Raw genomic sequence first — 23,286 nt, forward strand, 5'->3', positions numbered from 1 at the left:
TAATCGCGCCGCGCGACCGTCAGATGGACGTGCGGATGATCGCGATCGACGTGCAGCGCCGCGACCCAGGAGCGGTTGGCGAACTCCTCGCGCGCGAACGCCAGCGCCGCCTCTTTGACGCCTTGCGGGTCGGTATGCGCCGGCATCGACAGGATCATCGACAGCGACGTTGCGCCCTTGCGGCGCGCCTCGTCGGCGATCTCCCATTCCTGCCAGTCCTGCGCCAGCTCCTGCATGTCGCGACCGTCGCGCAGCACCTCGCCCTCGCTGGTATGGAGGTCGACCTGCTTGTCCTCGCCATGGCCGAGGCGGCTGATGTACGACATGTTGGCGAGCACGTGGCCGCCGCCATGCTGGCGGCCGGTGACGCGCACCATTACCTCCGGAACGCCGCGCGCGGTGCGCTCCATCGTCCGCAGCGCCCGCGCGCTGATCGCCGCATGCGACCCGCCTCCGAACGCCTGTTTCACCTGCGCGCTGGGCCGATAACCGCCGCTCGCCGGCGCAGCCTTGCGCAGCAGCGACGCCGCAGCAAATGCCAGCATGGCACCGTCGTCGCGGGTGCCGCCCTTCCCTCGTCCGCCGCCACTCGCCCGCCGGTTACGGGGCGGCGCGAACACGCCCGCCAGCGAGACCAGCGTTCCCGGCGAGAGGCGGAAACTCATGTCTCCTGCTCCTCCGCGGCGCCGGTCCAGTAGGCGACCTCGCCGCTGACGTAGCGGCTGAGCGCCCGGCGCAGCGCGAACAGCTGCGACTTCAGCTCCGCGCAGGTGTCGATGAACGGCTCGGCGATCCGCGCGATGTCGAGCGAACTGCCGGGCATGTTCGCCGCGTTCATTGCGTGCACCGCCTGGTTGATGTTGCGCCCGATCGCCAGCACCTGCTTGCGCAGCTTGCCGATCTCGGCTGCCGTCGCGGGCGCGAGCCGCAGCACCCCTGCCCTGTCCCACAGCTGCCAGCGGATGGCGCGCTTGATCCATTCGTTCCGCCCCAGGCGGAGCGGCGCGCCGACCGCATCGATCGCCTCGAGTTCATGCCGGTGCAGGCGCAGCGTCACGCGCACATACTCGTCGGGGCGGCCGCGCCGGCTCATCGGCACCAGCGGCGCGTGCTCGCCTTCGGAAAGTGCGGACTGCGTCAGTACGCGCGCGATCCACGCGCTGCGGGATTGGCCTTGAGCGAGCGCGACGCGGTCGATCTCCTCGACCAGCTCGTCCTTCAATCGCAGGCTAATCATCATTCACGACAGCCCCGTGCAGCGGCGCCATCTGTCACCGATGTATTACATCGGTGACAGATGGCATATCCTGCCATCCCTCTCTTCACAGAATTATAGAAGGAGATCCGCTTACTCTGGATCGGCAATCGCTCGCCAAACACAGCGGCGAACTACGCCATCAGGCTGGCGCGAGCTCGGCGGCATTGCGACACCTCAGCCACTGGCACGGCCGGCCAATTCCGCCCCTCAAGGCGCCGCCTGCGCCGGCATCGCCACCCGCCGCACGCCGGGCAGCAGCGCGCGCACCAGCCGCTCGTACGGCCGCGCGACCAGCAGCGCGCCGAAGAAGAACACCAGTGCAATCCCCACCGTCGCCGCGATCATCGCCGCGCCCTCGACCGGCAGATGGTGCCACAGACCCTTGATGTGCGGATAGACGCCGCCCTGCAGGATATAGGCGGGGTAGGACGCCTCGCCGAGCAGCGGCGAGACGCGGGTCCACCGCGGCGCATGGCTGTTGATCCCGACGATCAGCAGCAGCGGGAAGACGAGCGCGACGCACAGCATGTCGAACAGGCCGTTCCACGCCCCCAGCGCCGGCATCAGGAAAATGCCGACGGTGACCAGCGCGATCAGCGGCACCGGCAGCCGCCAGCGCGGCCGTTCGATCCGATGGAGCCAGACGCCGAGCGTGAACGAGAAGCTGACCCGCACCGCCCCGCCCCACCAGCTCCCCCAGGTGAAGCCCTGCGACAACTGGCCGTAATGGAGCGCCTGCGCGGCGAGCGCGACGCCGCTGACCAGCAGGATCGCGACCAGCACGCGCCGCGACCAGCGCCACGCCCAGCGCGCGAAGATCACATTGACCAGCAGCTCCCAGAACAGGCTCCAGCTCGGCGGGTTGATCGCCACCGCGGCATAGCCCTCCTCGGCGCTGCCGAGCGGCGTCGGCAGCATCAGCAGCCCGGTGACGAACAGCACCGCCAGATCGCGCGGCGGATAGGCGCGGCTATAGCCGGCGAGCCCGATCAGCGCGCCGAGCAGGATCAGCGGGTATAACCGCTTCATCCGCACCGCGGCGAAGGCGGACAGCCGCATGCCGGTGGCGAGCCTGGGCACATAGGCCGCGGCGACGACGAACCCGCTCAGCCCGAAGAACAGGTCGACCGCGAGATGGCCGTGCGGCGCGAGGTAGAAACCGGGCGGCGAACAATGCAGCAGCAGCACCGAAAAGGCGGCAAGGCCGCGCATCAGGTCGAGCGTTTCGTAGCGGCCCGCCGGGCGCGTCATCGGGGGCATGCGGCGGCTCCGGTATGAAAAGAGGGATGCTCGCTCAACGACGCGTCGCCCGGTCAGCGGCGATCAGCCGGCCGAGCCGCTCGGCGAACGCGTCCCCCAGCGTCGCCGCATAATGGGCGGCGATATGATGTTCGTCCCGCCAGACGACGAGATTGCCGATCACGGCACGGCAGCGTGCCGCCGGACAGACCAGATCGTTCATGTCGAGCACGCGCACGCCGGGAAGGGTAGCGGCCGCCTGCGCGACGATGTCCGGCCCGGCGCGGCGCGCGACGGCGGGCAGCGGTCGCGGCTGCGCCGCGTCGAGTGCGGCGATCGGATCGCCGGCGAGATGCGGCGTATCGCGCAGCACGATGACCTGCGATCCCAGCGCGGCGAGCTGGGCGAGCGCCGGCCGCACCGCCGCCAGTCGTACCGCGTCCGACGGCAGCTGCGCGATCTCGCCGTCGAGATACAGCGCATAGATCACCACCTGCGGCGGGTGCGCGCGGAGTTCGGCCATGACGTTGCGCGACCAGGCGGCGCAGGCGGCGGCATCGAAGTGGCGGAGCCGCACCGGCACCAACGGACAGGAGGATTTGGTCAGCGGCACGATCGCCCAGCCGCGCGCGCGCCCCGCGGCCTCGATCCCCGGCAACCATTGCGCGGCATGCGAATCGCCGACGACGGCGATCCGGAAGCGGCTGTCCGGCTGACCCGAGGGACAGGCCTGGATCACGCTCTCTCCGAACGGCAGGCTGCACCCCGTCTTATATTCGACCGGAAGATCCTCCGGCACGAGATGCGCGGCGGGAAAGACCGCGCGCGCCGGCACCGGCGTCGATGCGACGAGCGCCGCGGCGCCGGGATAGTCCCGCGGATCGAGCCGCGCCGCCTCGAACCGGCGCTTGTCCCAGGCGACATAGCCGAGCAGCGCGGCGGCCAGCAGCAGCGGGATGGCGATCGCGACGACGACCGGCACGAAGGCACGCCAGCGCGGGCGCGCCGCCCGCCGCGCGCCACCATGGAGGCGGAACCGGTCCTCGACCAACGTCTTGGTCAGCTGGGCGAGCAGCAGCACGAGCAGCACGATGCCGACCGCGTCGATCGGGCGCAGCGCGGCGCGATGGTCGCGGACGGCGACGATGATCGGCCAATGCCAGAGATAGATCGAATAGGAGAGGTCGCCGATCCAGCGCATCGCCCGATTGTCGAGCAGCGGATTGCGGCGCCGGGCCCCGCCCTCCCCGACCGCGACGATGACCAGCGCCGCGCCGATCGTCGGCAACAGCGCGGCAGAGCCGGGAAAGACGGTCTTCGCCGAATAGACCAGGCTCGCGCCGACCAGCATCGCCAGCCCTGCCGCCTGCAGCACCGGCGCCGGCGTTCCGGACGCGATCCGCGCCCACCGCGCCGGCAGGCAGGCGATCAGACCGCCCAGCGCCAGCTCCCAGACGCGCAGCTGCGGATAGAAATAGGCGCCCGGCTGCGGATGGCGCCCCGCCAGAATCGACAGCGCGAGCGATCCGAGCAAGGCGATGACGATCGCCGCGCGATACCAGACCCGCACCGGCCAGCCGACGATCCGGCCGCAGCCGACCGCCCCCAGCAGCAGCATCGGCCAGACGAGGTAGAATTGCTCCTCGACCGACAGCGACCAATAATGCTGCACCGGGCTGGCGACGCGGTCGAACGCCAGATAGTCGACCGAATGATGCGCGAGGAACAGATTCTCGACGTAGAGCGCGGCCGCGGCGACCTCGCGCGCGATATGCGGCCACTGGTCCCGCGGGAAGACGACCACGCCGATGACCATCGCTGCCAGCACCAGCGCCGCGGCGGGCAGCAGCCGGCGGAAGCGCCGGGCATAGAAGCCGACCAGATCGATCGTCCCCGTCCTGTCGATATCGGCGATCAGCGACGTAGTGATGAAATAGCCCGACAGCACAAAAAAGGCATCGACGCCGACATAGCCGCCACGCAGCCACGCCGGATCGAGATGGAAGACGAGCACGAGCAATACTGCGACGGCACGCAGCCCCTGCAATTCCGGCTTGAACCCCTCCCTGACCATCGCGTCCAATCCCGACGGCACGATACCGTAATGTCTGTTCTCTGCACCTGCCGCGGGATCGACTTGGCGATGATGACGGCGCACCGTCGTCGCCGTGGATCCCGACCTTGCATGACGTGGGTAAAAGACGGATTGATGAAGATCAATTCAGCAGACCGACGGCATGATGCCAGAATCGGACACTGTTAGGTTAGCAGGCAGCGTTAATACGGACCCACTTTGGCGTCGGCGCGGCAACGCTTGGACGCCAAGCCGGAATACGCGGGGAGCCGGGGGCATATCTCTCCGCCGGCGAAGCGCGCGGGGCGGAGATTTGCGCGTGGTCAGTCGCCGATCGGGCTCTCGCCGTGCTTCCTCAGCACGTCGTTGAACGCCTCGGCCATCAGCGCCTGCAGGCTGCGGCCCTGGCGGCGGGCGAGCGTGTGCATCGCGAACGACATTTCGGGGCTGAAGAAGCCGGCGATCTGCTTGCGCCCCTGGCGGCTCGCCGGCCCCTGCCCTGCGCCCGCGGCGGGAACGGGGGCGGCGACCGGCGCGGGGGTGGCGACGGGCGGGGGCGGCGCGCCGACGGTGCGCAGATTGGCGAAACTCGGCTTGCGGCTCATGCGGGCACCTTCTTGCGGGTCTTGCTCTTCGCCTCGGGCAGGCCGAGCTGGCGACAGGTCCAGGCGTAGAGCTGGCGGATGTCGTCGGCGGCCTTGCCGTCGGGTTCATATTCCATCACCGTCCGGCCTTCGCCGCTGGCGTGGCGATAGGCGGCGCGATCGGGGATCTGCACCGGACAGGGCGGCGTGCCGAAGCCGTCGACCAGCTCGCCCGCCTCCTGGTAGACGCGCGGTGCATTGGGCGATCCGGCGGTGAATACGACATAGGCGGGCTTGCGCAGCAGTTGGACGAGCTTCGCGGTGGTCTGGATCGCCGACAGGTCGAACGCGCTCGGCCGGCACGGGATCAGCACCAGATCGGCGACCTCGACCGCGGCGCGCGCCGCGCTGTCGGCGTGCGGCGGCGTGTCGATGACGATCAGCTCGGCACCCTGTTCGGTCGCGGCGGCGACCTTGGCGGCGAGCCGCGGCGGCGGGCTGTCGATCACCTCGGGCGGGGCGTCGCCGCGCCAGGCCGCCCATTGGCTCGCCGTCGCCTGCGGATCGGTATCGACGATCAGCGCGACGCGGCCGGCATCCTGCGCCGCGGCGGCGAGGTGGAGCGCGAGCGTCGTCTTACCCGCACCGCCCTTCTGACTGATGATCGCGATGGTCGCCATAGCCTCCTCCTACATGTCTACATGCCGACGTGGCAAGTCCTCGACATATAGACGTGTCGGACGGTCGGGCGGTGGGCGACGCGCAATCCGTCCGCCTCCGTCGTCGCATTCTTCGCGTCGCTCGCCATTGATCCCTGCCCTATCCGCTTGCTCCTTCTAGGGAGCATGTGACGGCGTAGCCGGCACTCCTGTCCTTGCGGGTCTGATGGCGGTGATGGGGTCGTCTCGCTGCGTCTTCGTCGCCGTCAGGCGTTTGCGTTGGCCGACTAGGCCAACTCTTTCGTTCCCGTATGAATAGAATCCATGAGCGGTTGCGGATGGTCTTGAGACTCGCAGGCTCGATCGACCGCGGCGCCCAGGGCGGCGAGCACCTTGCCGAGCGCGCCGTCGACAGTGGCACGGGCACGGTCGCGCGACGACAGGCCGGCGAGCATCGCCGCCTGTGCGTCGGCCTGCGCCTGATGGTGATCGAGCTGGTCGACGGGCAGCGGCGCCGGGCGCATCCAGCGCGGCAGATAGCCGAGCACCGCGGCGGGCAGCAGCGCGCGATAGGCGTTGGAGGTCTGGCGATAGCGCGGCCCTTCCCCTGCCCCCTCGATCCGGGTGAAGCGGCGCTGGCGGACGAGGAAGCCCGCCGCCTCGAGCAGGACGAGCGCGCGTGCGACGGTGGCGCGGCCGAGCGCGGTCGCCTCGGCGAGCCAGTCGTAGCTCGGGAAGACGCGGCCACGATGCAGTCGCGCCAGCGTGCACAGTTCCTCGAAGACGCGCACCGCCGCGCCGGTCAGCGCGGCGATCGGCCGTTCGCGCGCGCTCAGCGTCCGGGTGCCGGCGCGCGCCTCGCGCCGCAGCCGCCGGCCGGCGTCGAGCGCGCGGCGGCAGGCGCGCAGCCAGCGGTCGGGCTCGCCGGCGGCGGGCGGCGCGAAGAAGAGGTGTTCGAACGTCCCCGCCTCGATACTGTCGCGGCGCACCGGCGCACCGGTGCGGTGGGGCACGCGCCGCACGGCACGCGCGTCCAGCCTTACGCGCGCGCAGAGCTGCGCGCTCGCTTCCCCGAAGGTCAACGCCGTCATCTTCCATCCCCTTGTGGGGCCGGGACCGAGGACAAAAAATTCCGTGGCGCGAAACGCGCATCCTTGAACCGGATCGGGTTCGGCAGTATCCCTGTGGCCTGACTACCTGCGATAAGGTGTTCGGCGTTTGGCGACGCTGGTCACACAGGAATACTGGGATGCCCGGCCTCGTGCCGGGCTTTCCTTTATGGGGTCACGGCCATTCCACTCAACAAACCTGCACGGCCGACGTTGGCCGCGCCCCTTTGTTGCAGCATTGATCCAACACTGGAAGCGGCTACGATTCGTGCTTTCGAGTATTTAATCGAAAAAAAGTTCGTGCTTTCGAGTAACAATGCGCTGCCGATTCGTGCTTTCGAGTAACAATGGCGCGGCTAAGTTCGTGCTTTCGAGTAGAAAATCGCCGTTCCATTCGTGCTTTCGAGTAACAATTCGGATGGCGGCACGAATCAGTCGGCGGGGGTCGGCGAATCGGCGTCCGCCGGGTCGGCATCGATCGATTCGCCCGACTCGGTCGATTCCAGGATGGCGCGAGTCGTGCTCAGCGCCGACTCGCCGGGCTGCGGGCGCGGGGTGATCACCACCCGGCTCTGCGGCGCGCGGCGGCCGCGGCGCGGTGCCCCCTCCTCCGCCGCCCCGCCTGCATCGCCCTCGACCAGTTCGAGGTGATAGTCGGGGATGCCGTCGGTCGCGACGATCTGCTTGAGCGCCGCCCGGAAGTTCGACAGCGGGTTCTGATAGCCGATCTGCAGGCGGAAGGTGGCAAGGTCGAGGTCGAGCTCTTCCTCGCACGTCGAGCGCGCCACTTCATAGATGCGCCGCTCGATCGGTCCCAGCTGGAAATAGGCGGCGGCATAGTCGAGCACGTGACGATCGAGCAGGATCGCCCGGAACAGCCAGTCGCACAGCCGTACCTTGACCGCTTTCAGGCGCCGTTCGCCGCTCTTGGTGCGCGAATAGTGGAGCTTTGCTTCCGACAGCCAGGAAAAGAAGCCCTCCTCCCCTTCCCCGCCGGCTTCGATATTGGTCTTGATCTGCGTACCCTGGAGCCGCTCGAGCGCCTCGGACAGCCGGTTGTACGAGCGTGCGCTATGGTTGGAGCCGGTCACCGAGAACAGATCGTGCGCGGTGAAGATGAAATCCTGCTCGACATGCTCGCCCGCCTCGAGCTTCGCCGCCATCAGGCTGGCGATGTAGAGGACGATCTCCTTGTCGTAGATCGTCGCGACGCCGCTCGCCGACGGCCGCACCTCGATCGACACGGTGGCATGATCGTAGGTCAGCGGCTTCATCCACGCATTCTTGCTGAGCGCGAAGAAGGGAAAGGCCATCAGCGAGCGTTCGCCGCGGATCTCGCCGTGCAGCGGACTGTCGAGCGTGAACAGGTCGCGGTGCGGCACGGCGGCGGAGCCGGATGCGGGGCGGGCGGGAGCGGGGGAGCGGGCCATCGCCATTTCCTACTCGAAAGCACGAACTTTTGGCACCCCGCACGGGAATCCCTAGGGAAATGGCGTCACCGGCCGCATCCATTCGTGCTTTCGAGTAGGAAATACCGCCCCCTCCCCTGCCGCGCCTGCTCCCCCCACGCGCCGCGGCCTGCCCGCTCCCGACATGTCGACAGCCCGACATGTCGGCGCCCGGTGACGGTGCGGGCGTGCGGTGTCGCAACGTCGACATGTCGTCACGTCGACTCCGGCGCGATGCCGCTTGACCCGGCGCCCCGACCCGGCGGATAGCGGCGCGGTCGATACGGGAGAGACCGGGCCCGCCCCGGCGCCGAAGGAGCAACCGCCCCGGAAACTCTCAGGCCAAAGGACCGTAGCGACGGCAAACATCTGGAGAGAGGCGCAGCCGCGTCCGCCGACGGGATAATGATCTCAGGCGCAAGGGACAGAGGGGGCAGGCCGGCGATGCCGGCGGAGGGACCCTGATGCCGACCGACCTGCCCCTGCCCCAGTTCCAGTCCCAGTCCCGGACCCCGCTCGACCGCGGCCTCGACCGGCCGATCAGCGTCGCCGAACTCTTCACCATCGGCATTGGCCCGTCGAGCTCGCACACCGTCGGGCCGATGCGCGCCGCCTTCGACTTCGCCCAGCGGGTCGTCGGGCAGGCGGTCACCGCGGTGCGCTGCGACCTCTACGGCAGCCTCGCGCTGACCGGGCGCGGCCATGCCACCGATACCGCGGTGATCCTCGGCCTCGCCGGCTGGCAGCCCGAGCGGCTCGATCCCGATGCCGCGCCGGCGATCCTCGCCGATATCGAGACGCGGTGCCGGCTGCCGCTCGCTGGCGGTGCCGAGATCGCCTTCGCGCCGGGCGACATCGTCTTCCATCCGCGCGAATTCCTGCCCGAACATCCCAACGGCCTGACCTTCACCGCCGAGACTGCCGACGGCACGCTCACCGAAACCTATTTCTCGATCGGCGGCGGGGCGATCCTGCGCCGCGGCGAGCGGCTGGCGGCGGGCAATGTCGCGGTGCGCCATCCGTTCGGCTCGGGCGCCGACCTGCTCGCGCTCGGCGATGCGACCGGGCTCGGCATCGCCGACCTCGTCCGCGCCAATGAGGAGGCATGGCGTGCCCCTGCCGAGACCGACGCCTTCCTCGACGCGGTGCGCGCCGCGATGCACGCCTGTATCGACCGCGGCATCGCCCAGCAGGGCATGCTGCCCGGCGGGCTCAAGGTGCGCCGGCGCGCGCAGGCGATCGCGCAGGGCCTGAGCGGCTGCGTCCCCGGCAGCAACCCCGCGGAAGTGTTCGAATGGGTCAGCCTGTGGGCGCTCGCGGTCAATGAGGAGAATGCCGCCGGCGGCCGCGTCGTCACCGCGCCGACCAATGGCGCGGCGGGCGTGCTGCCCGCGGTGCTGCGCTTCTACGAGACGCTGGTGGCGCGCGACTGCGATCAGGCGACGCGCGGGGAGGGTGCCCGCACCTTCCTGCTCACCGCGGCGGCGATCGGCATGCTCTACAAGAAGCGCGCGTCGATCTCGGCGGCGGAGATGGGCTGCCAGGGCGAGGTCGGCGTCGCCTGTTCGATGGCGGCGGGCGGCCTCGCCGCGGTGCTCGGCGGCAGCAATCGCCAGATCGAGAATGCCGCCGAGATCGGCATGGAGCATAACCTCGGCCTGACCTGCGACCCGATCGGCGGGCTCGTCCAGATCCCGTGCATCGAGCGCAACACGATGGGCGCGGTGAAAGCGATCAACGCCGCCTATCTCGCGCTGCGCGGCGACGGCAGCCACGTCGTCAGCCTCGACGCGGTAATCGAGACGATGCGCCAGACCGGCGAGGACATGCGCTCGCAGTATAAGGAGACGAGCCTCGGCGGGCTGGCGGTCAATGTGGTGGAATGTTGACCTGTCGATATGTCGACAGGTCGATGATCTGACGCGATGGGACGGGGACGGGGCGCTGTTGTGCGCGCCGTCCGGTTCCGGCGATCGCGGCGGCCGGTTCGGGTCGCGCAGAGGCGCAAAGAGCGCAGAGCGGCTATTGGGAGGGGGCCGTCTGCCGATTGGGAGGGCGGAGACGAGCGCTCGGGCTATAAGCAGAGCCGCCTTTTCGGCGCCTGATACTCGTCGGGAGGGCTGTCGAGGTGTCGTAATGTCGACAAGTCGATGATCCGACGTGATGCCTGTCGGAGCGGCGCGGCATGCTTCGCGTCCGGGTCGCGGCTGACGCCGCTCGAGGGTTCACGCGAAGACGCAAAGACGCGAAGGGGCTGCGCGCCAGCGCATTCCGCGTCCCCAGCCGCCGCTGGAGGGCAGGGCGTTCCCTCCAGCGCGTCCCTCTCCGCGCCTCCGCGCCTCCGCGCCTCCGCGTGAACCTCCTTGTCTTCGCGTCTTCGCGTCTTCGCGTGAGCCCTCAAGCGGCGGTCCGCGAAGCGGCCACGTTTTGGATCACGCGGAGGCGCGGAGGCGCGGAGGAGTTGCTTTCGGGGATGCGGCGCGTGTCCCCGCGATCCGGACAGCGGCTGCGCCGCATGGCGATCCTGCGAGTGGCCTTCGGCGTCTGATATTCCGTTGGGCGGGCTGTCGAAGTGTCGTGGTGTCGACAGGTCGATGATACGACGTGATGCCTTTGTCGTGAGCGGCGCGGCATCCCGAGCGGCCGGGTCGCGGGTGACGCCGCGTGACGATCACGCGAAGACGCGAAGGGGCTGTGTGCCAGTGCATTGCTCCTTCCCAGCCGCCGCTGGAGGGCAGGGCGCTCCTCTAGCGCGTCCTTCTCCGCGCCTCCGCGCCTCCGCGTGAACCTCCTTTTCTTCGCGTCTTCGCGTCTTCGCGTGATCCATCGTCCGGCGATCCGCGAAGTGGCCGGTTTTGGTTCACGCGGAGGCGCGGAGGCGCGGAGGCGCGGAGGAGTTGCTTTCGGGGATGCGGCACGTGTCCCTGCGATCCGGACAGCGGCTGCGCCGCATGGCGATCCCGCGACGGCGGGGCACAAGAGGGCCGGACCATCCTCCCGGGCTTCTCTGCGTCTTTTGCGCCTCTGCGCGAACCTTCCCCCCTCCGCTGATCCGCCTTCGCTATCGTCGTACATTCGACGCCTCGACGTGTCGATGTGTCGATGTGTCGACGTGTCAACACTACCGACCAAACGGCACGAGCCATCGACATCCCGACAGGTCGACACGGCGGCGGCCTCCCGCAGCGCCGGCGTCGCCGCTATGATGGCAGGGCAGGGGGATGCATCATGTGGCAGGACGCTTTCATCACCGCCATCACCCGCGCGATGCGGGACGTACCGCATCTCGACGCGCTGTGACTCGGCGGCAGCTTCGGGCGGGGCGAGGCGGATGCGTATAGCGGCGTCGATTTGATCGCCGTCGTCGCGGCGGAGCACCAGGCCGGCGTCGCGCAAGACTGGCGCACGCAGGTCGAGGCGCTGGTGCCGATCGTCCTCTGGTATGAGGCGCGCAGCGGCGGGGCGGTACACAATGCGATCGGGCAGGGGTGGGAGCGGATTGACCTGCTGCTCACCGACCATGCCGGCGCACTCCAGCGGACCTGCGACGGCACGCGCTGCCTGATCGACCACGCCGGCCTCTACGATCGCCTCGCCGCGCATCGCGACTGGCCGGGGCCGGATCGGGCGCGCGTCGCCTTCCTGATCGACGAATTCCTGCGCGTATTGGGGCTGCTGCCGGTCGTGCTCGGCCGGCGGGAGTATCTTGCCGCACGTGCCGGCCTCGAGATGCAGCGCATGGCGCTGTTCCAGCTCCTCTCCGAAACGGTCGAGCGCGCCGACAAAGGCGGCATGCTCGCCTGGAGCCGCCGGCTGCCGCCCGACCAGTTCGCGCTGCTCGAACGGCTTCCGCAGACCGATCTGAGCGAGGCATCGCTGATCGCGGCGTATCGCGCCGTTGCCACCGCCTTCCTGCCACGGGCGCGGGCGCTCGCCGCGCGCTGGGGCATCGCCTGGCCGACCGCTTTCGAGGCGGCGACCCGGGCGCATCTGCGACGATCCTTGAGTGTCGAGGTCGATGCGTCAGATTGAAGACGTGTCGACATATCGACGATCCGCCACCTCGACATGATCATGGCTGGAAGGATGCGGCCATATCGCCGCCCGGACCGCGCCCTCTCGGCACTGGACGTAGACTGCGCGCCGATCCATCCTGCCGGCAAGGGAGGGAACGCACCATGACGATCGTGACCCGGGGCGCCATCCTGCTCGCCACGCTGCTCGCCACGCAGACGCCCCCGGCGCAGCCACCCGCGAATAGCGTCGACGCCGCGATGACCGCCTATGACCAGGGCGGCTATCTACAAGCGACAGACATGCTCGCCGCGGCGGCGTTCGATGCGCAGGGCAAGGTCCGCGACGACTTGGCCTATCAGATATGGCAACAGGTCAGCACCACCGTCACCAACGAACTCGATCTCACCACGCTCGCCACGGCGCAGCCACACGGCGCCGGCGAGGCCGGCTGGGTTGCGGCGATCGCGGAGTCGGTCGGACGCGACGCGATTGCCGAGATCGTCCGCCGCGCCCGCGCGACCAGCATCGTCATCCTCAACGAAGCGCATAGCAGCCCGCGCGACCGCGCCTTTGCCTGGCGGGTGGCGCAGGCGCTGCGTCCGCTCGGTTATACGGTGCTCGCGGCGGAGACGTTCAGCAACGAGCCGGCGCGCGACGGCAAGCCGACCGCCGTCGCGCAGCTCGCCCGCGAGCGCTTCGTCCGCATCGATACCGGTTTCTACACGCGCGATCCGGTCTATGCCGCCTTCCTGCGCAATGCGCTCGCCATCGGCTACCAGCCGGCCGCCTATGAGCAGACCAGCCTGCAACGCCCCAAAGGGCAACCGTCGCGCGCCGCGGTGATCGCGGCGCGGGATCAGGCCGAGGCGGACAATCTCGCCGCCCTGCATCGCCGCATGCCGGCGGCCAAGCTGCTCGTCTATGTCGGGCACAGCCATGTCGCCGAGGCGCCGCTCGATGAGGGCGACGGCAAACGCACCGAATGGATGGCCGTGCGGCTGAAGCGGATGACCGGGATCGACCCGCTGACCATCGACCAGACCACGCTGACAGAGGAGAATGTCGCGACGCGCGCGTCCTATCAGGCGGCCGCCGCGCGCGTGCAGGATCGCGACGGCATCCTGTTCCGCCACGATCGCCCGCTGGTGCTCGGTCAATATGCAGGAGCGGTCGACCTGCAGGTGGTCCACCCGCGGCGAAGCTATCGTTTCGGCCGCCCCGCCTGGCTGTCCGATCTCGGCGGCCAGCCGCTCCCAGTGCCCGCGGCGCTGTTGCCGGCGGCGGGGCATCGGCTCGTCCAAGTCTTCGCCGCCACCGCGCCGGCCGATGCCGTGCCGCTCGACCAGCTCATCGTCCGCGCCGGATCACCGCCTGCGCATCTGTTCGCACCGCCGGAGCCGGTGCGCTTCGCCGTCCAGCCGTGACCGGCGTGGCGCTGCATCCGCGCCCCTCGACAGGCCGACACGTCGACATCACGACATGTCGGCCTGTCGTCAGCTCAGCGCAGCAGGCCTTCGGCGAAGCTGCGCACCGCCGGGCCGATGTCGGCGCGGGCGAGGGCGAGGGCGAGATTGGCCTGGATATAGCCCGCCTTGTCGCCGCAATCGTAGCGCTCGCCGTCGAAGGTGAAGCCGTGGAACGGCTGCTGGCCGATCAGTTGCGCCATCGCGTCGGTCAGCTGGATCTCGCCGCCAGCTCCCTTTTCCTGGCTCTCGAGGATGCGCATCACCTCGGGCTGGAGGATGTAGCGGCCAGGGATCATCAGATTGGACGGCGCGCTGCCCGCCTTGGGCTTTTCGACCAGCGCCTTGACCTCGGTGAGGCGGCCGTCGACCGTGCCCGGCGAGATGATGCCGTATTTGTCGGTCTCGCTGTCGGCGACCTCGAGCGCGCCGACGATATTGCCGCCGACCTGGTTATAGGCCTCGACCATCTGCGCGATGAAGCCGGGCTTGCCGACCATCAATTCGTCGGGGAGCAGCACCGCGAACGGCTCGTCGCCGACGATCTCGCGCGCGCACCAGACGGCATGGCCGAGGCCGAGCGGCTCCTGCTGGCGGACATAGACCGGCGAGCCGGGCTTCTGGCGGATGCCCTCGATCGCGGAGAGCGACTTGCCGCGCGCGCGCATCGTCGCCTCGAGCTCGTAGGAGATGTCGAAATGATCCTCGAGCGCGCCCTTGCCGCGGCCGGTGACGAAGATGATCTGCTCGATCCCCGCTTCCAGCGCTTCCTCGACCGCATATTGGATCAGCGGCTTGTCGACGACGGTCAGCATCTCCTTGGGCATCGATTTGGTCGCGGGCAGGAAGCGCGTGCCGAGGCCCGCCACCGGAAACACTGCTTTGCGTACGCGCTTGATCGTCATCGAGAGGTCCCATTGCTTGTGCGAGCGGTCACATTACCGTGCGCTGGCGTCTAGAGTGTTATGAAGACAGAGGAAATACACTAGGTATGAGGTGGTGCCGGTTCGGGACGAACCTTGTGCCACGGTCGGACGCGATCCTTGGGTTCACCCGGAGGCGCGGAGGCGCGGAGATATCGTCCGGGGCGGGCGTGGCCTGTCATCTCCATGGCGTGCGGAACGGGCCGCCGGCGCGGCAGCCCCCCGCCGCGCGAACAGACTTAGCGCAAGCGCCCGGCGGCATCGCGGGCGAGGCGGTCGCCGACCGCTTCGACATAGGCGGGGCGGCGCATCCACTGGTGGCGGATATGGTCGCACGTGCGCCGCCACGCGCCGCGCGTCGGCGAGCGCCACGGCAGCCCGAGCAGGCCGAGCACGCGCCAGGCGAGCCCCCAGCGGCCGATCTCCGTGCCCGCGGCGGTGACGCCGCGGCTGGCGACGAGGCTCGGCCACGCCATGGCGAAATGCGCCAGCGCCGCCTCGATGTCCGATTCATAGGTGCGGTTGACGAAGCCGTTGGCCTCCTTGAGCGCACCGACCGGACGGGTGTGACGGACGGGGACGGCGTCGACGATCGCGAAGCGGCGGTCGGCGGCGGGCAGGGCGCTGCCCCAGATCAGGTCGATGCCGCTTTCCCAGCCGTAATCGAACAACGGCGCGACCTGGTGCAGCGCCCGCGCCGCGAAGAAGGGCGCCATCATCTCGATGTAATTGACCTCACGATAGCGCAGCGACGGGTTCTGCACCGTGCCGGCATAGGTGAAATAGCTGTCCCAGGTCAGGCTCGGCTGGAAGATCGTGAACCCCTCCGCCGCGCCGAGCGCGAACAACCGGCTGAGGCTGTCGGCATCGGTGTCGATATCGTCGTCGATCAGCGCGATATAGTCATATTGCGCGATGAAATCGGCATTGTCGGACAGGGTCGCGCGCCAGCCCTGCACCTTGGTGCCGGGGATGAAGCGGTGGAAGGTGCCGGGCGCGGCGAGCGGCCGGCTGTTGGGATCGAACGAGGCGACGAGCAGGTCGAAATCGCGCGTCGCCGCGGGCGTCAGCCACCCCTCGTGCAGGCTCTTCGGCCCGGCGCGTGTGATCACCAGATTCTTGGACGTCGCGCTGCCCAGCATCAAGAAACAATCCTGCTGGTCATGATGCGCGCTTGTCTCCGCAGGGCGTTCGTCGCGGCCGGGGCGCCGTCTGGTCGCCCTGCGGGTAGCGTCTTTGGTCGCGATAATCCAGCATCCTGTCGCATAGCCGCCGGTCGCGCCAAGCATTGCCGGAGCTTTGCCGCCCGCATGCCCCCGCGCGCGCCAAGTTGCAGCGGCCGATACGGCCCTTGTTTGCTTGGCCCGTCGGCGCGGACTGCGCAGGCGGCGGCCCGCGCCGCGACGCAGGCCCGCGCAACGCTCACACGTCGGCCCGTTCTTCCAGCCGGCGGATATGGTCGATCAGCTCGGGCGCGTTCCACAGCCGGCGTTCGACATAGGATTTGGCGATCTGCTTGACCTTGTAGGCGGCGCGGCGGCGCAGATCGAGCGCGGCGCAATAGGCCTTGATCTCGGGGAATTCGCGCGCGAGCGCGAGATAGGGGATGTTCCACGACCGGCCCCATGGCGCATAGGCGCCCTGCCACGGCCGGGGATTGGACATGAAATGGACGATCGCCGGCGGTGCGATCGCGTCGAGGCCATAGCCGAGGATGAAGCCCGGGAAATTCCAGCGCAGCGAGGCATAGTCGCGCCGCCCGTCGGTGACGCGGTTGATCACCGTCTGGTCCTCGAAATGCAGCGCGCTGGTCGCATCGCCCATCTGCGCGAGCGCCTCGCGCGAGATCGCCGCCCAGCTCGCCCGGTCGACGCGGAACACGCCGCTGTTGACGTAATCGTCGCCGAAGGCGCGGATCTCATCCTCGAATTCGTCGCGCAGCCGGTCGACGCCGCGCAGATAGATCATCGGGTCGCGCACCGCGCACAGCCCGCCCGGCTGCGGCCGGAAGTCGAGCAGCGGGGTGAGGTCGCCGACCACCTGCGTATCGCCGTCGAGATAGAGGATCTCGGCATAATCGGCCGGCAGCAGTTCGTCGAGGAACAGCCGCGCGTTCATGATGTGCAGCCCGCCGAGCACCGCCGGGTCCGCCCAGCGATAGTCCACCCCCTTGGCGGCGCAGACATGCGCGATACGGCGGCTTTCCTCGCCCGGCGCGGCGGTCATGTCGAAGACGATCACGTCCCAATGCACCGGCGAATGCTGCCGCGCCTGTATTGCGCTGACCAGCGACTGATACAGATACCCCTGGTTCGCTATGTAGCAAATGCATGATCGCGATGGGGAAGCATTCACAGTCACGGAGATTCCTTTGCGGCCACTCTGTGTGCCGGACGCGCGCGCGCCGTCAATATGATCATGCAAGCGATGGGGGCGCCGCGCCGCGCACGACGGGGTGTTTCGTTCGACACGATGCTGCTCCCCCTCCCACGCGGCCGGCATAACGGACTTCGTCGGGGCAGGTAAGGGCGGCGTTGAAACGGCATGGCATGCCGCGGCATCGGATCGACCCGTTCATGTCCCCGCGTCCGGCGATCTTGGCCAAAGCTTTGGAACCGTGCCAAAATCGGACGTGGGACGGCACGACTGGCATGATCGCCCGCTTTGCCCTACACGAATGGTGACCAGCGCGTTTACCGACGGATCGCCGCAGCCCGGTGGTGCGTAGTGGCGGCGATGCGGGCGAGAGCCAGACGGGCATCAGACCCGCCTCCGCGAGAGGACGATGCTCCAACCCCCTGACAGCAAAGGTGGCCATGATCCCGATCCTGCCCAGCTCCCGCGGCGCGCATATCCGGCGCCGCATCGTGTCGGTGATCGGCGCGGGTGCGACCGCGCTGTCGCTCGCCGGCACCGCCGCCTGCGCGCCGGTGCCGCAATGCCCGGCGCGGATCGACCTCAAGGACTATCGTCCGACGTTCGACGAGCCGTTCGACACGCTCGACGTCTCGGCGCACGGGCCGGGGACGCGCTGGACCGCGCATACGCCGTGGAACGGTGATTTCGGCAGCGCGACCTTCGTCGATCCGCAACCGGGCTTTCCCTTCTCGGTCGCCAATGGCGAGCTCACCATCCACATGAAGCGCAATGCGCAGGGCAAGTGGCAGGGCGGGCTGCTGTCGTCGAGCGACGCCAAGGGCAACGGCTTCACCCAGCGCACCGGCTATTTCGAGATGCGCGCGAAGCTGCCGGCGGGCAATGGCGTGTGGCCGGCCTTCTGGCTCGGCTCGCTCGGCAAGAAGGGCGAGACGACGCCGGAAATCGACGTGCTCGAACATTACGGCCGCGATCCCGCCACCTTCCTCGCCACCACGCATCTGTGGACCGACGGCAAGAGCCGCGACCAGGGGCCCAAGGTGGTGCGCGTGCCGGCGGGCTCGCTCAGCAGCGCGATGCACCGCTACGGCGTCAGCGTCGAGAAGGAGGCGATCACCGTCTTCCTCGACGGGCGGCAGGTCGCCTGTTTCGCCTCGGCGCCCGATTACCTCAAGCCCAAGATGCTGCTGGTCAATCTCGGCGCGGGCGGCGGCTGGCCGATCGACGGCATGCCCGACGACCGCGCGATGACGGTGGACTATGTCCGCGCCTATGTCCGCAAGGACCGACCATGATCCGGATCAAGCTATCGTCAGGCTTTTGCAATATCTTGATGGTAAACGCCCGGGCAGCACCGCGCAGGGATCGTCGATGAAGGTACATGTCCATCTCGCTTACGGCTTTGGCGAGGCGCGTTGGGGCCGGCGGTTCGACGATGGCCAGCTGATCGGCGTCAACGAGCGCGATGCCTATGGCTATCGCCATGCCGCACCGATGGTCGGGGCGATGACCAGTTCGGTCGACCATCCCGAAGGCAGGTTCGGCCGGCTGGTGCGGCTCGGCTTTCGTGCGGTGCTCGGCTTCGATTTCCTCCACGCCTGGCGCAACCGCGCCGCGCTGCGCGCCGCGGACGTGGTGTGGACGCATACGGAATCGCAGCATCTCGCGGTGTCGCAGGTCTTCGCCTTGCAGCGCGTGCCGCGCGCACGCCAGCCGAGGCTGCTTGCGCAGAGCGTCTGGCTGATCGATCGCTGGGACCGGCTGTCGGCGCTGCGCCGCGCCTATTACCGCCGGCTGATCCGCCGCGCCGACGTGCTCACCTTCCATTCGCGCGACAATCTGGCGATGGCGGCGACGCGGCTGCCCGGCACGCGGCGCGAGCTGGTGCTGTTCGGGATCAACGCGGCGACGATCACCCCGCCGGTACGCGATCCCGCCGGCGCGCCGCTGATCATCTCGGTCGGCAATGACGTCCATCGCGACTGGCCGACGCTGATCGCCGCGGTGGCGCGCCATCCCGACTGGCGGCTGCGCATCGTCTCGACCAAATGCCCGCCGGCGCTCGCCGCGGGCATTCCCAACGTCGAGATCGCCGGCGTCTCGACCAATCCCGAGCTGACCGCTTTGTGGCGGCAGGCGACGATCGCGGTGGTGCCGCTGTCGCCCAATGCCCATGCCTCGGGGATCACCGTGCTGCAGGAGGCGGCGCTCAACGGCGTCGCCGCGATCGCCAGCGACGTCGGCGGGCTGCGCGATTATTTCGATGCCGATTCGGTCTCTTATTATCCGAGCGGCGATGTCGATGCGCTCGAGCGCGCGATCGCGCATCTGCTCGGCGACGCCGAGGCGCGCTACGCGCAGGCGGTCGCGGCGCAGCGGCGGATGGGGCCGGAGGGCCTCAGTTCTTATGCCTTCGCCCGCAGACATGTCGAAATTTCCCAAGCACTTGTCAGCGGGAGCGCCGATTAGCGGGCAGCGTGGTGCGGCCCGGTGTTGCCGGCTTGCAGCATTAACCGTGTAATCGTCACACCTGTGCCGTTATGGCCCCGCTTCGGGACGCTCTTGTCGTGGAAATATCTACCATTATCAGGTCGGTATGATGTAGCGCCGGCAAACCGGCCAGGACGACGCGCGACGCGTGAATATTTCGACGGCATTAACCAAACCGCAACGCGCGCGGTACGAATGGGCAGGTGAAGGGGTTGTCTCATGTATCAGACCCAAGACCGGGGCGGTGAAGTGCGCGTATCCGACCGTCCCGCTACCAGTCACGCCAACGAAATGATCCTGCGGCTGCTCGATCTCACCATCGGCATCGTCGCGATCATCGTCTTCGCGCCGTTGCTCGTCGGGCTGGCGATCGCCATCTATATCAGCGACCCTGGGCCGCTGATCTTCGCGCAGCCGCGCATCGGCCGCAACGGGCGCGAATTCCGCTGCCTCAAGTTCCGCACGATGGTGGTCGATGCGACCGACCGGCTCGAGCAATTGCTCGCCAACGATCCCGCCGCGCGGGCGGAATGGGCGCGCGACCACAAATTGCGCAACGATCCGCGCATCACCCCGCTCGGCCGCTTCCTGCGCAAGAGCAGCCTCGACGAGCTGCCGCAGTTCTTCAACCTGATCAACGGCACGATGAGCGTCGTCGGGCCGCGCCCGATCGTCAATGCCGAGGTGGTGCGCTACGGCCGCCGCTTCGCCGATTACTGCCGGGTGCGGCCGGGGATCACCGGCCTGTGGCAGGTCAGCGGGCGCAGCGACACGACCTACCGGCGCCGCGTCGCGCTCGACGTCGCCTATTCGCGGCATCGCTCGCTCGGGCTCAACATCAAGATCATGATGATGACCGTCCCCGCGGTGCTCGCCGCCAAGGGCAGTCGCTGACGGCGCGGGCGGCCGGCGGACGGACGGACGGACAGGGGGCAGGGGGACAGGATGTGACGCGCACCGACACGACCGGCGATACCGCGAACGGGCGGCTGCTCGTCAACGGCCGCTTCCTGTTTGCGCGGCCGACCGGCGTGCAACGCGTCGCCACCGCTTTGCTCCATCAGCTGGGCGAACGCCGCGACGAGCTCGCCCGGCTGTTCCCGGCGGGGGTCGGCATCGAGGCGCCGGCGGGCGAGCTCGCGGCGCAGGTCGCCGGGCTGCCGGTGCATCAGGCCGGGCGGCGCGGCGGCCAGATCTGGGAGCAGTTCACCCTGCCCCGGCAGGCGAGGGGGCAGGGCAGGGGCGACGTCATCCTGTCGCTGTCCAACGTCGGCCCGCTCGCCGCGACGCGCGGCATCACGATGATCCACGACGCGCAGGTCTATACCGCGCCGCAATCCTATTCGCGCGCCTTCGTGCGCTGGTACCGCTTCCTGCTGCCGCGGCTCGGCCGCCGCAATCTGCAGGTGCTGACCGTGTCGCATTTCTCCAAACAGCAGCTCGTCGACCACAAGGTCGCGAGCGCCGAGCGGATCACCGTCATCCCCAATGGCGTCGACCATATCCTCGGCTTCGCCAGCGACGACGCCGCGCTGCGCCGGCTCGCCCTCACGCCGCGCGGCTATGTCGTCGCACTGGCGACGACGCAGCCGCACAAGAATATCGCGGTGCTGCTGCGCGCCTTCGCCGCGGGGGCGATGGGCGATCTGCGCCTCGTGCTGGTCGGCAAGACCGACGCGGCGACGATGCGCGCCGCTTATCCCGACCTGCCCGACGACGTGATCTTCACCGGCATGGTCAGCGACGGCGAGCTGCGCGCATTGCTCGAACAGGCTTTGTGCTTCGCGATGCCGTCGACCACCGAAGGCTTCGGCCTGCCGCCGCTCGAGGCGATGCTGCTCGGCACCCCCGCGGTGGTCGCGCCGTGCGGCGCCCTGCCCGAAGTGTGCGGCGACGCCGCGCTCTACGCCGATCCCGACGATCCCGCCGCCTGGCAGGCGCAGATCGCGGCCTTGCGCGACGACGCCGCGCTCGCCGCGCGGATGCGCGAGGCCGGCCGCGCGCAGGCCGCCACCTTCACCTGGGCGCGCGCCGGCGACCTGCTGGTCGACTGCCTGCGCCGCTGCACGAGCGCCCGCGCATGACTCCAGTCAAGGACCCGTCGTCGATGAAGGTCGCCATCGTCATCGCCAGCGTCGGCCGCCCGGTCGAGCTCGCCCGCTGGGGCGACCACGCCCGCCGCCAGACGCTCGCCCCGAGCGAGATCCTCTTCTCGATCGCCTCGGACACCGATATCCCGCCGGGCTTCGCCGATCCGATGGTGCGCGTGCTGCGCGGCCCCAAGGGCTCGTGCCACCAGCGCAACACCGGGCTCGACGCGCTGACCAGCGACCCCGACATCGTCGCCTTCTTCGACGACGATTACGTGCCGAGCCGCCGCTGCCTCGAAGGCATCGCCGCGGTGTTCGCCGCGCATCCCGATCTGGTCGGCACCAGCGGCGACCTGCTCGCCGACGGCATCCACAGCGCCGGCGTCGATTACGAGACCGCGACCGCGATGATCGAGACCTACGACGCCGAGGATCCCGCCATCGACACGACGCTGATCAAGGCGATGGGCACCTATGGCTGCAACATGGCGTTCCGCCGGTCGGCCGTCGGCGACGTCCGCTTCGACGAGAAATTGCCGCTTTACGCCTGGCAGGAAGACGTCGATTTCTCGCGCCGGCTGCGCGGCCGCGGCCGGGTCGAGCGCACCCATGCCTTCGTCGGCGTGCATCAGGGGGTGAAGGGCGGGCGCAGCCCGGGCCGCCGGCTCGGCTATTCGCAGGTCGCCAATCCGCTCTACCTGATCGGCAAGGGCACGATGACGCCGCGCGACGCCTTGTGGCTGATGGCGCGCAACGTCGCCAGCAACCATGTCAAGGCGTTCAGCCCCGAACCCTGGGTCGACCGCAAGGGCCGCGTCATGGGCAATTGGCGCGCCGTCCGCGACCTGCTCACCGGCCGGCTGCGCCCGGACCGCATTCTGGATATGTGAGGGAAGGTCGCATCCGCGGTTGGACGCAGGAATGAAGGAGCGTCCGGGTTTGGGCGTTAGCGGAATGTCCGCTCGTGGGTGGAAAGCCGACGTTCAACTGGTCTTGCGCACCGTGGTGACCGGGACCAGCATCGTCCAATGATGCTCAATCCCAAAATACTGGCGATAGCTGTGGCTTGCCTAAGTGCTATGTTAGCTTCATCGACAGGTAGCGCCTGTAGCTTTGCGCACCGGAAGCTGACTTCCGCACAGACAAGGCAGCAAGCGAGAGATGATTTCAAGCGTGCGAGCGCTGTGATCGACGCTGTAGTCGTCGAACCGATGAAGTTTGGACCTGATTGGAAGCCGGGCCTGACGCCAATCGCTTATCTTAAGGCTTTGAAGGTTTGGAAGGGGCACGTCGGACAGGAGTCGGTGCCGGTCGTGTACATCAATTCCTGCGACATTGGGCTCAAACGCAAGGGTGAAAGGCTGCGTATCCTCTTGACGGGCGACGGCGTCTTCAGAGCCGACCAAGGCAAGAACGGCGGAGGCATTGTCGATCTAACAACTTACCAAGCCGAGATCGACCGTCTGGTCGGTCGGCAGCGTCTTCCAGCGCTATTTCATTTCGCGGGTGCAATACCGACCCCAACCCGAAAGCGGAATGTCCGCTGATGGGCGAAA

General features: G+C 68.6%; 20 protein-coding genes and 1 riboswitch. Of the genes, 9 read left to right on the top strand and 11 right to left on the bottom strand.

Annotated features, from left to right (window positions below; genetic code table 11):
* The 8 genes from V8201_RS11765 to V8201_RS11800 form a co-directional block, all read right to left on the bottom strand.
* Window positions 1–665: relaxase/mobilization nuclease domain-containing protein (locus tag V8201_RS11765; RefSeq protein ID WP_336545395.1), on the bottom strand; the 665-nt coding region annotated here is incomplete at its 3' end.
* On the bottom strand, window positions 662–1,222 hold the full coding sequence (locus V8201_RS11770) for a hypothetical protein (protein WP_336545396.1): 561 nt from the start codon (window positions 1,220–1,222) through the stop codon (window positions 662–664). The genes V8201_RS11765 and V8201_RS11770, both read right to left, overlap by 4 nt.
* Before the next feature lie 243 nt (window positions 1,223–1,465).
* Complete coding sequence (locus V8201_RS11775; protein ID WP_336545397.1) at window positions 1,466–2,518, bottom strand: acyltransferase family protein; 1,053 nt, start codon at window positions 2,516–2,518, stop codon at window positions 1,466–1,468.
* Between the two features lie 34 nt (window positions 2,519–2,552).
* Window positions 2,553–4,655 carry an acyltransferase family protein gene (locus V8201_RS11780; RefSeq protein ID WP_336545398.1) on the bottom strand — a complete coding sequence of 701 codons (2,103 nt, stop codon included), beginning with the start codon at window positions 4,653–4,655 and terminating at the stop codon, window positions 2,553–2,555.
* A 239-nt stretch (window positions 4,656–4,894) separates the two neighbouring features.
* A complete protein-coding gene (locus V8201_RS11785) occupies window positions 4,895–5,176 on the bottom strand; it encodes a ribbon-helix-helix domain-containing protein (protein ID WP_336545399.1) in 282 nt (93 codons plus the stop codon).
* A complete protein-coding gene (parA, locus tag V8201_RS11790; protein WP_336545400.1) occupies window positions 5,173–5,835 on the bottom strand; it encodes a ParA family partition ATPase in 663 nt (220 codons plus the stop codon). The genes V8201_RS11785 and parA overlap by 4 nt, the downstream gene beginning before the upstream one ends.
* Before the next feature lie 266 nt (window positions 5,836–6,101).
* Window positions 6,102–6,905 (bottom strand): helix-turn-helix domain-containing protein, encoded by an 804-nt coding sequence (locus V8201_RS11795; protein WP_336545401.1) that lies wholly within the window; start codon window positions 6,903–6,905, stop codon window positions 6,102–6,104.
* 449 nt (window positions 6,906–7,354) lie between these two features.
* On the bottom strand, window positions 7,355–8,353 hold the full coding sequence (locus V8201_RS11800) for a replication initiator protein A (RefSeq protein ID WP_336545402.1): 999 nt from the start codon (window positions 8,351–8,353) through the stop codon (window positions 7,355–7,357).
* A gap of 292 nt (window positions 8,354–8,645) precedes the next feature.
* Window positions 8,646–8,734: riboswitch (glycine riboswitch) on the top strand.
* A 101-nt stretch (window positions 8,735–8,835) separates the two neighbouring features.
* Between V8201_RS11800 and V8201_RS11805 the strand changes: the two genes are divergently transcribed.
* The 3 genes from V8201_RS11805 to V8201_RS11815 all read left to right on the top strand — a co-directional run bounded on the left by V8201_RS11805 (window position 8,836) and on the right by V8201_RS11815 (window position 13,812).
* Window positions 8,836–10,260 carry an L-serine ammonia-lyase gene (locus tag V8201_RS11805; protein WP_336545403.1) on the top strand — a complete coding sequence of 475 codons (1,425 nt, stop codon included), beginning with the start codon at window positions 8,836–8,838 and terminating at the stop codon, window positions 10,258–10,260.
* Window positions 10,261–11,722: 1,462 nt separating this feature from the next.
* The gene (locus V8201_RS11810; protein ID WP_336545404.1) at window positions 11,723–12,403 is read left to right on the top strand and encodes a hypothetical protein; all 681 of its coding nucleotides are present in this window, start codon (window positions 11,723–11,725) and stop codon (window positions 12,401–12,403) included.
* A gap of 146 nt (window positions 12,404–12,549) precedes the next feature.
* Window positions 12,550–13,812 (top strand): hypothetical protein, encoded by a 1,263-nt coding sequence (locus tag V8201_RS11815; RefSeq protein WP_336545405.1) that lies wholly within the window; start codon window positions 12,550–12,552, stop codon window positions 13,810–13,812.
* A 74-nt stretch (window positions 13,813–13,886) separates the two neighbouring features.
* Here the strand turns inward: V8201_RS11815 and galU are convergent, their stop codons facing one another.
* From galU to V8201_RS11830, 3 genes are all read right to left on the bottom strand, one after another.
* Complete coding sequence (galU, locus tag V8201_RS11820; RefSeq protein ID WP_336545406.1) at window positions 13,887–14,756, bottom strand: UTP--glucose-1-phosphate uridylyltransferase GalU; 870 nt, start codon at window positions 14,754–14,756, stop codon at window positions 13,887–13,889.
* Window positions 14,757–15,013: 257 nt separating this feature from the next.
* Window positions 15,014–15,919, bottom strand: coding sequence for a hypothetical protein (locus tag V8201_RS11825; protein ID WP_336545407.1), 906 nt, complete (start codon window positions 15,917–15,919; stop codon window positions 15,014–15,016).
* 277 nt (window positions 15,920–16,196) lie between these two features.
* Entirely contained in the window at window positions 16,197–17,027 is an 831-nt protein-coding gene (locus V8201_RS11830; RefSeq protein ID WP_336545408.1) for a glycosyltransferase family 8 protein, read from the bottom strand.
* Window positions 17,028–17,590: 563 nt separating this feature from the next.
* Between V8201_RS11830 and V8201_RS11835 the strand changes: the two genes are divergently transcribed.
* From V8201_RS11835 to V8201_RS11860, 6 genes are all read left to right on the top strand, one after another.
* Window positions 17,591–18,445 carry a glycoside hydrolase family 16 protein gene (locus V8201_RS11835; protein WP_336545409.1) on the top strand — a complete coding sequence of 285 codons (855 nt, stop codon included), beginning with the start codon at window positions 17,591–17,593 and terminating at the stop codon, window positions 18,443–18,445.
* Window positions 18,446–18,521: 76 nt separating this feature from the next.
* A complete protein-coding gene (locus tag V8201_RS11840) occupies window positions 18,522–19,619 on the top strand; it encodes a glycosyltransferase family 4 protein (protein WP_336545410.1) in 1,098 nt (365 codons plus the stop codon).
* 240 nt (window positions 19,620–19,859) lie between these two features.
* Window positions 19,860–20,534, top strand: a complete 675-nt coding sequence (locus tag V8201_RS11845; RefSeq protein ID WP_336545411.1) for a sugar transferase — start codon at window positions 19,860–19,862, stop codon at window positions 20,532–20,534.
* A 53-nt stretch (window positions 20,535–20,587) separates the two neighbouring features.
* Entirely contained in the window at window positions 20,588–21,724 is a 1,137-nt protein-coding gene (locus V8201_RS11850; protein ID WP_336545412.1) for a glycosyltransferase family 4 protein, read from the top strand.
* On the top strand, window positions 21,721–22,620 hold the full coding sequence (locus V8201_RS11855) for a glycosyltransferase family 2 protein (RefSeq protein ID WP_336545413.1): 900 nt from the start codon (window positions 21,721–21,723) through the stop codon (window positions 22,618–22,620). The genes V8201_RS11850 and V8201_RS11855 overlap by 4 nt, the downstream gene beginning before the upstream one ends.
* Before the next feature lie 138 nt (window positions 22,621–22,758).
* Window positions 22,759–23,277: a hypothetical protein gene (locus tag V8201_RS11860; RefSeq protein WP_336545414.1), complete on the top strand. Its 519-nt coding sequence runs from the start codon at window positions 22,759–22,761 to the stop codon at window positions 23,275–23,277.
* Window positions 23,278–23,286 lie beyond the last annotated feature (9 nt).

The organism is Sphingomonas kyungheensis (genome assembly GCF_037120395.1).
Taxonomy (GTDB): Bacteria; Pseudomonadota; Alphaproteobacteria; order Sphingomonadales; family Sphingomonadaceae; genus Sphingomonas; species Sphingomonas kyungheensis.

Excerpts from the sequence above, each read along its gene's own strand:
- V8201_RS11860 (WP_336545414.1), top strand. The coding sequence starts at position 22,759 with ATGATGCTCAATCCCAAAATACTGGCGATAGCTGTGGCTTGCCTAAGT.
- V8201_RS11785 (WP_336545399.1), bottom strand. The coding sequence starts at position 5,176 with ATGAGCCGCAAGCCGAGTTTCGCCAATCTGCGCACCGTCGGCGCGCCG.
- V8201_RS11805 (WP_336545403.1), top strand. The coding sequence starts at position 8,836 with ATGCCGACCGACCTGCCCCTGCCCCAGTTCCAGTCCCAGTCCCGGACC.
- V8201_RS11840 (WP_336545410.1), top strand. The coding sequence starts at position 18,522 with ATGAAGGTACATGTCCATCTCGCTTACGGCTTTGGCGAGGCGCGTTGG.
- V8201_RS11845 (WP_336545411.1), top strand. The coding sequence starts at position 19,860 with ATGTATCAGACCCAAGACCGGGGCGGTGAAGTGCGCGTATCCGACCGT.
- V8201_RS11815 (WP_336545405.1), top strand. The coding sequence starts at position 12,550 with ATGACGATCGTGACCCGGGGCGCCATCCTGCTCGCCACGCTGCTCGCC.
- V8201_RS11775 (WP_336545397.1), bottom strand. The coding sequence starts at position 2,518 with ATGCCCCCGATGACGCGCCCGGCGGGCCGCTACGAAACGCTCGACCTG.
- parA (WP_336545400.1), bottom strand. The coding sequence starts at position 5,835 with ATGGCGACCATCGCGATCATCAGTCAGAAGGGCGGTGCGGGTAAGACG.
- galU (WP_336545406.1), bottom strand. The coding sequence starts at position 14,756 with ATGACGATCAAGCGCGTACGCAAAGCAGTGTTTCCGGTGGCGGGCCTC.
- V8201_RS11855 (WP_336545413.1), top strand. The coding sequence starts at position 21,721 with ATGACTCCAGTCAAGGACCCGTCGTCGATGAAGGTCGCCATCGTCATC.
- V8201_RS11800 (WP_336545402.1), bottom strand. The coding sequence starts at position 8,353 with ATGGCCCGCTCCCCCGCTCCCGCCCGCCCCGCATCCGGCTCCGCCGCC.
- V8201_RS11835 (WP_336545409.1), top strand. The coding sequence starts at position 17,591 with ATGATCCCGATCCTGCCCAGCTCCCGCGGCGCGCATATCCGGCGCCGC.
- V8201_RS11795 (WP_336545401.1), bottom strand. The coding sequence starts at position 6,905 with ATGACGGCGTTGACCTTCGGGGAAGCGAGCGCGCAGCTCTGCGCGCGC.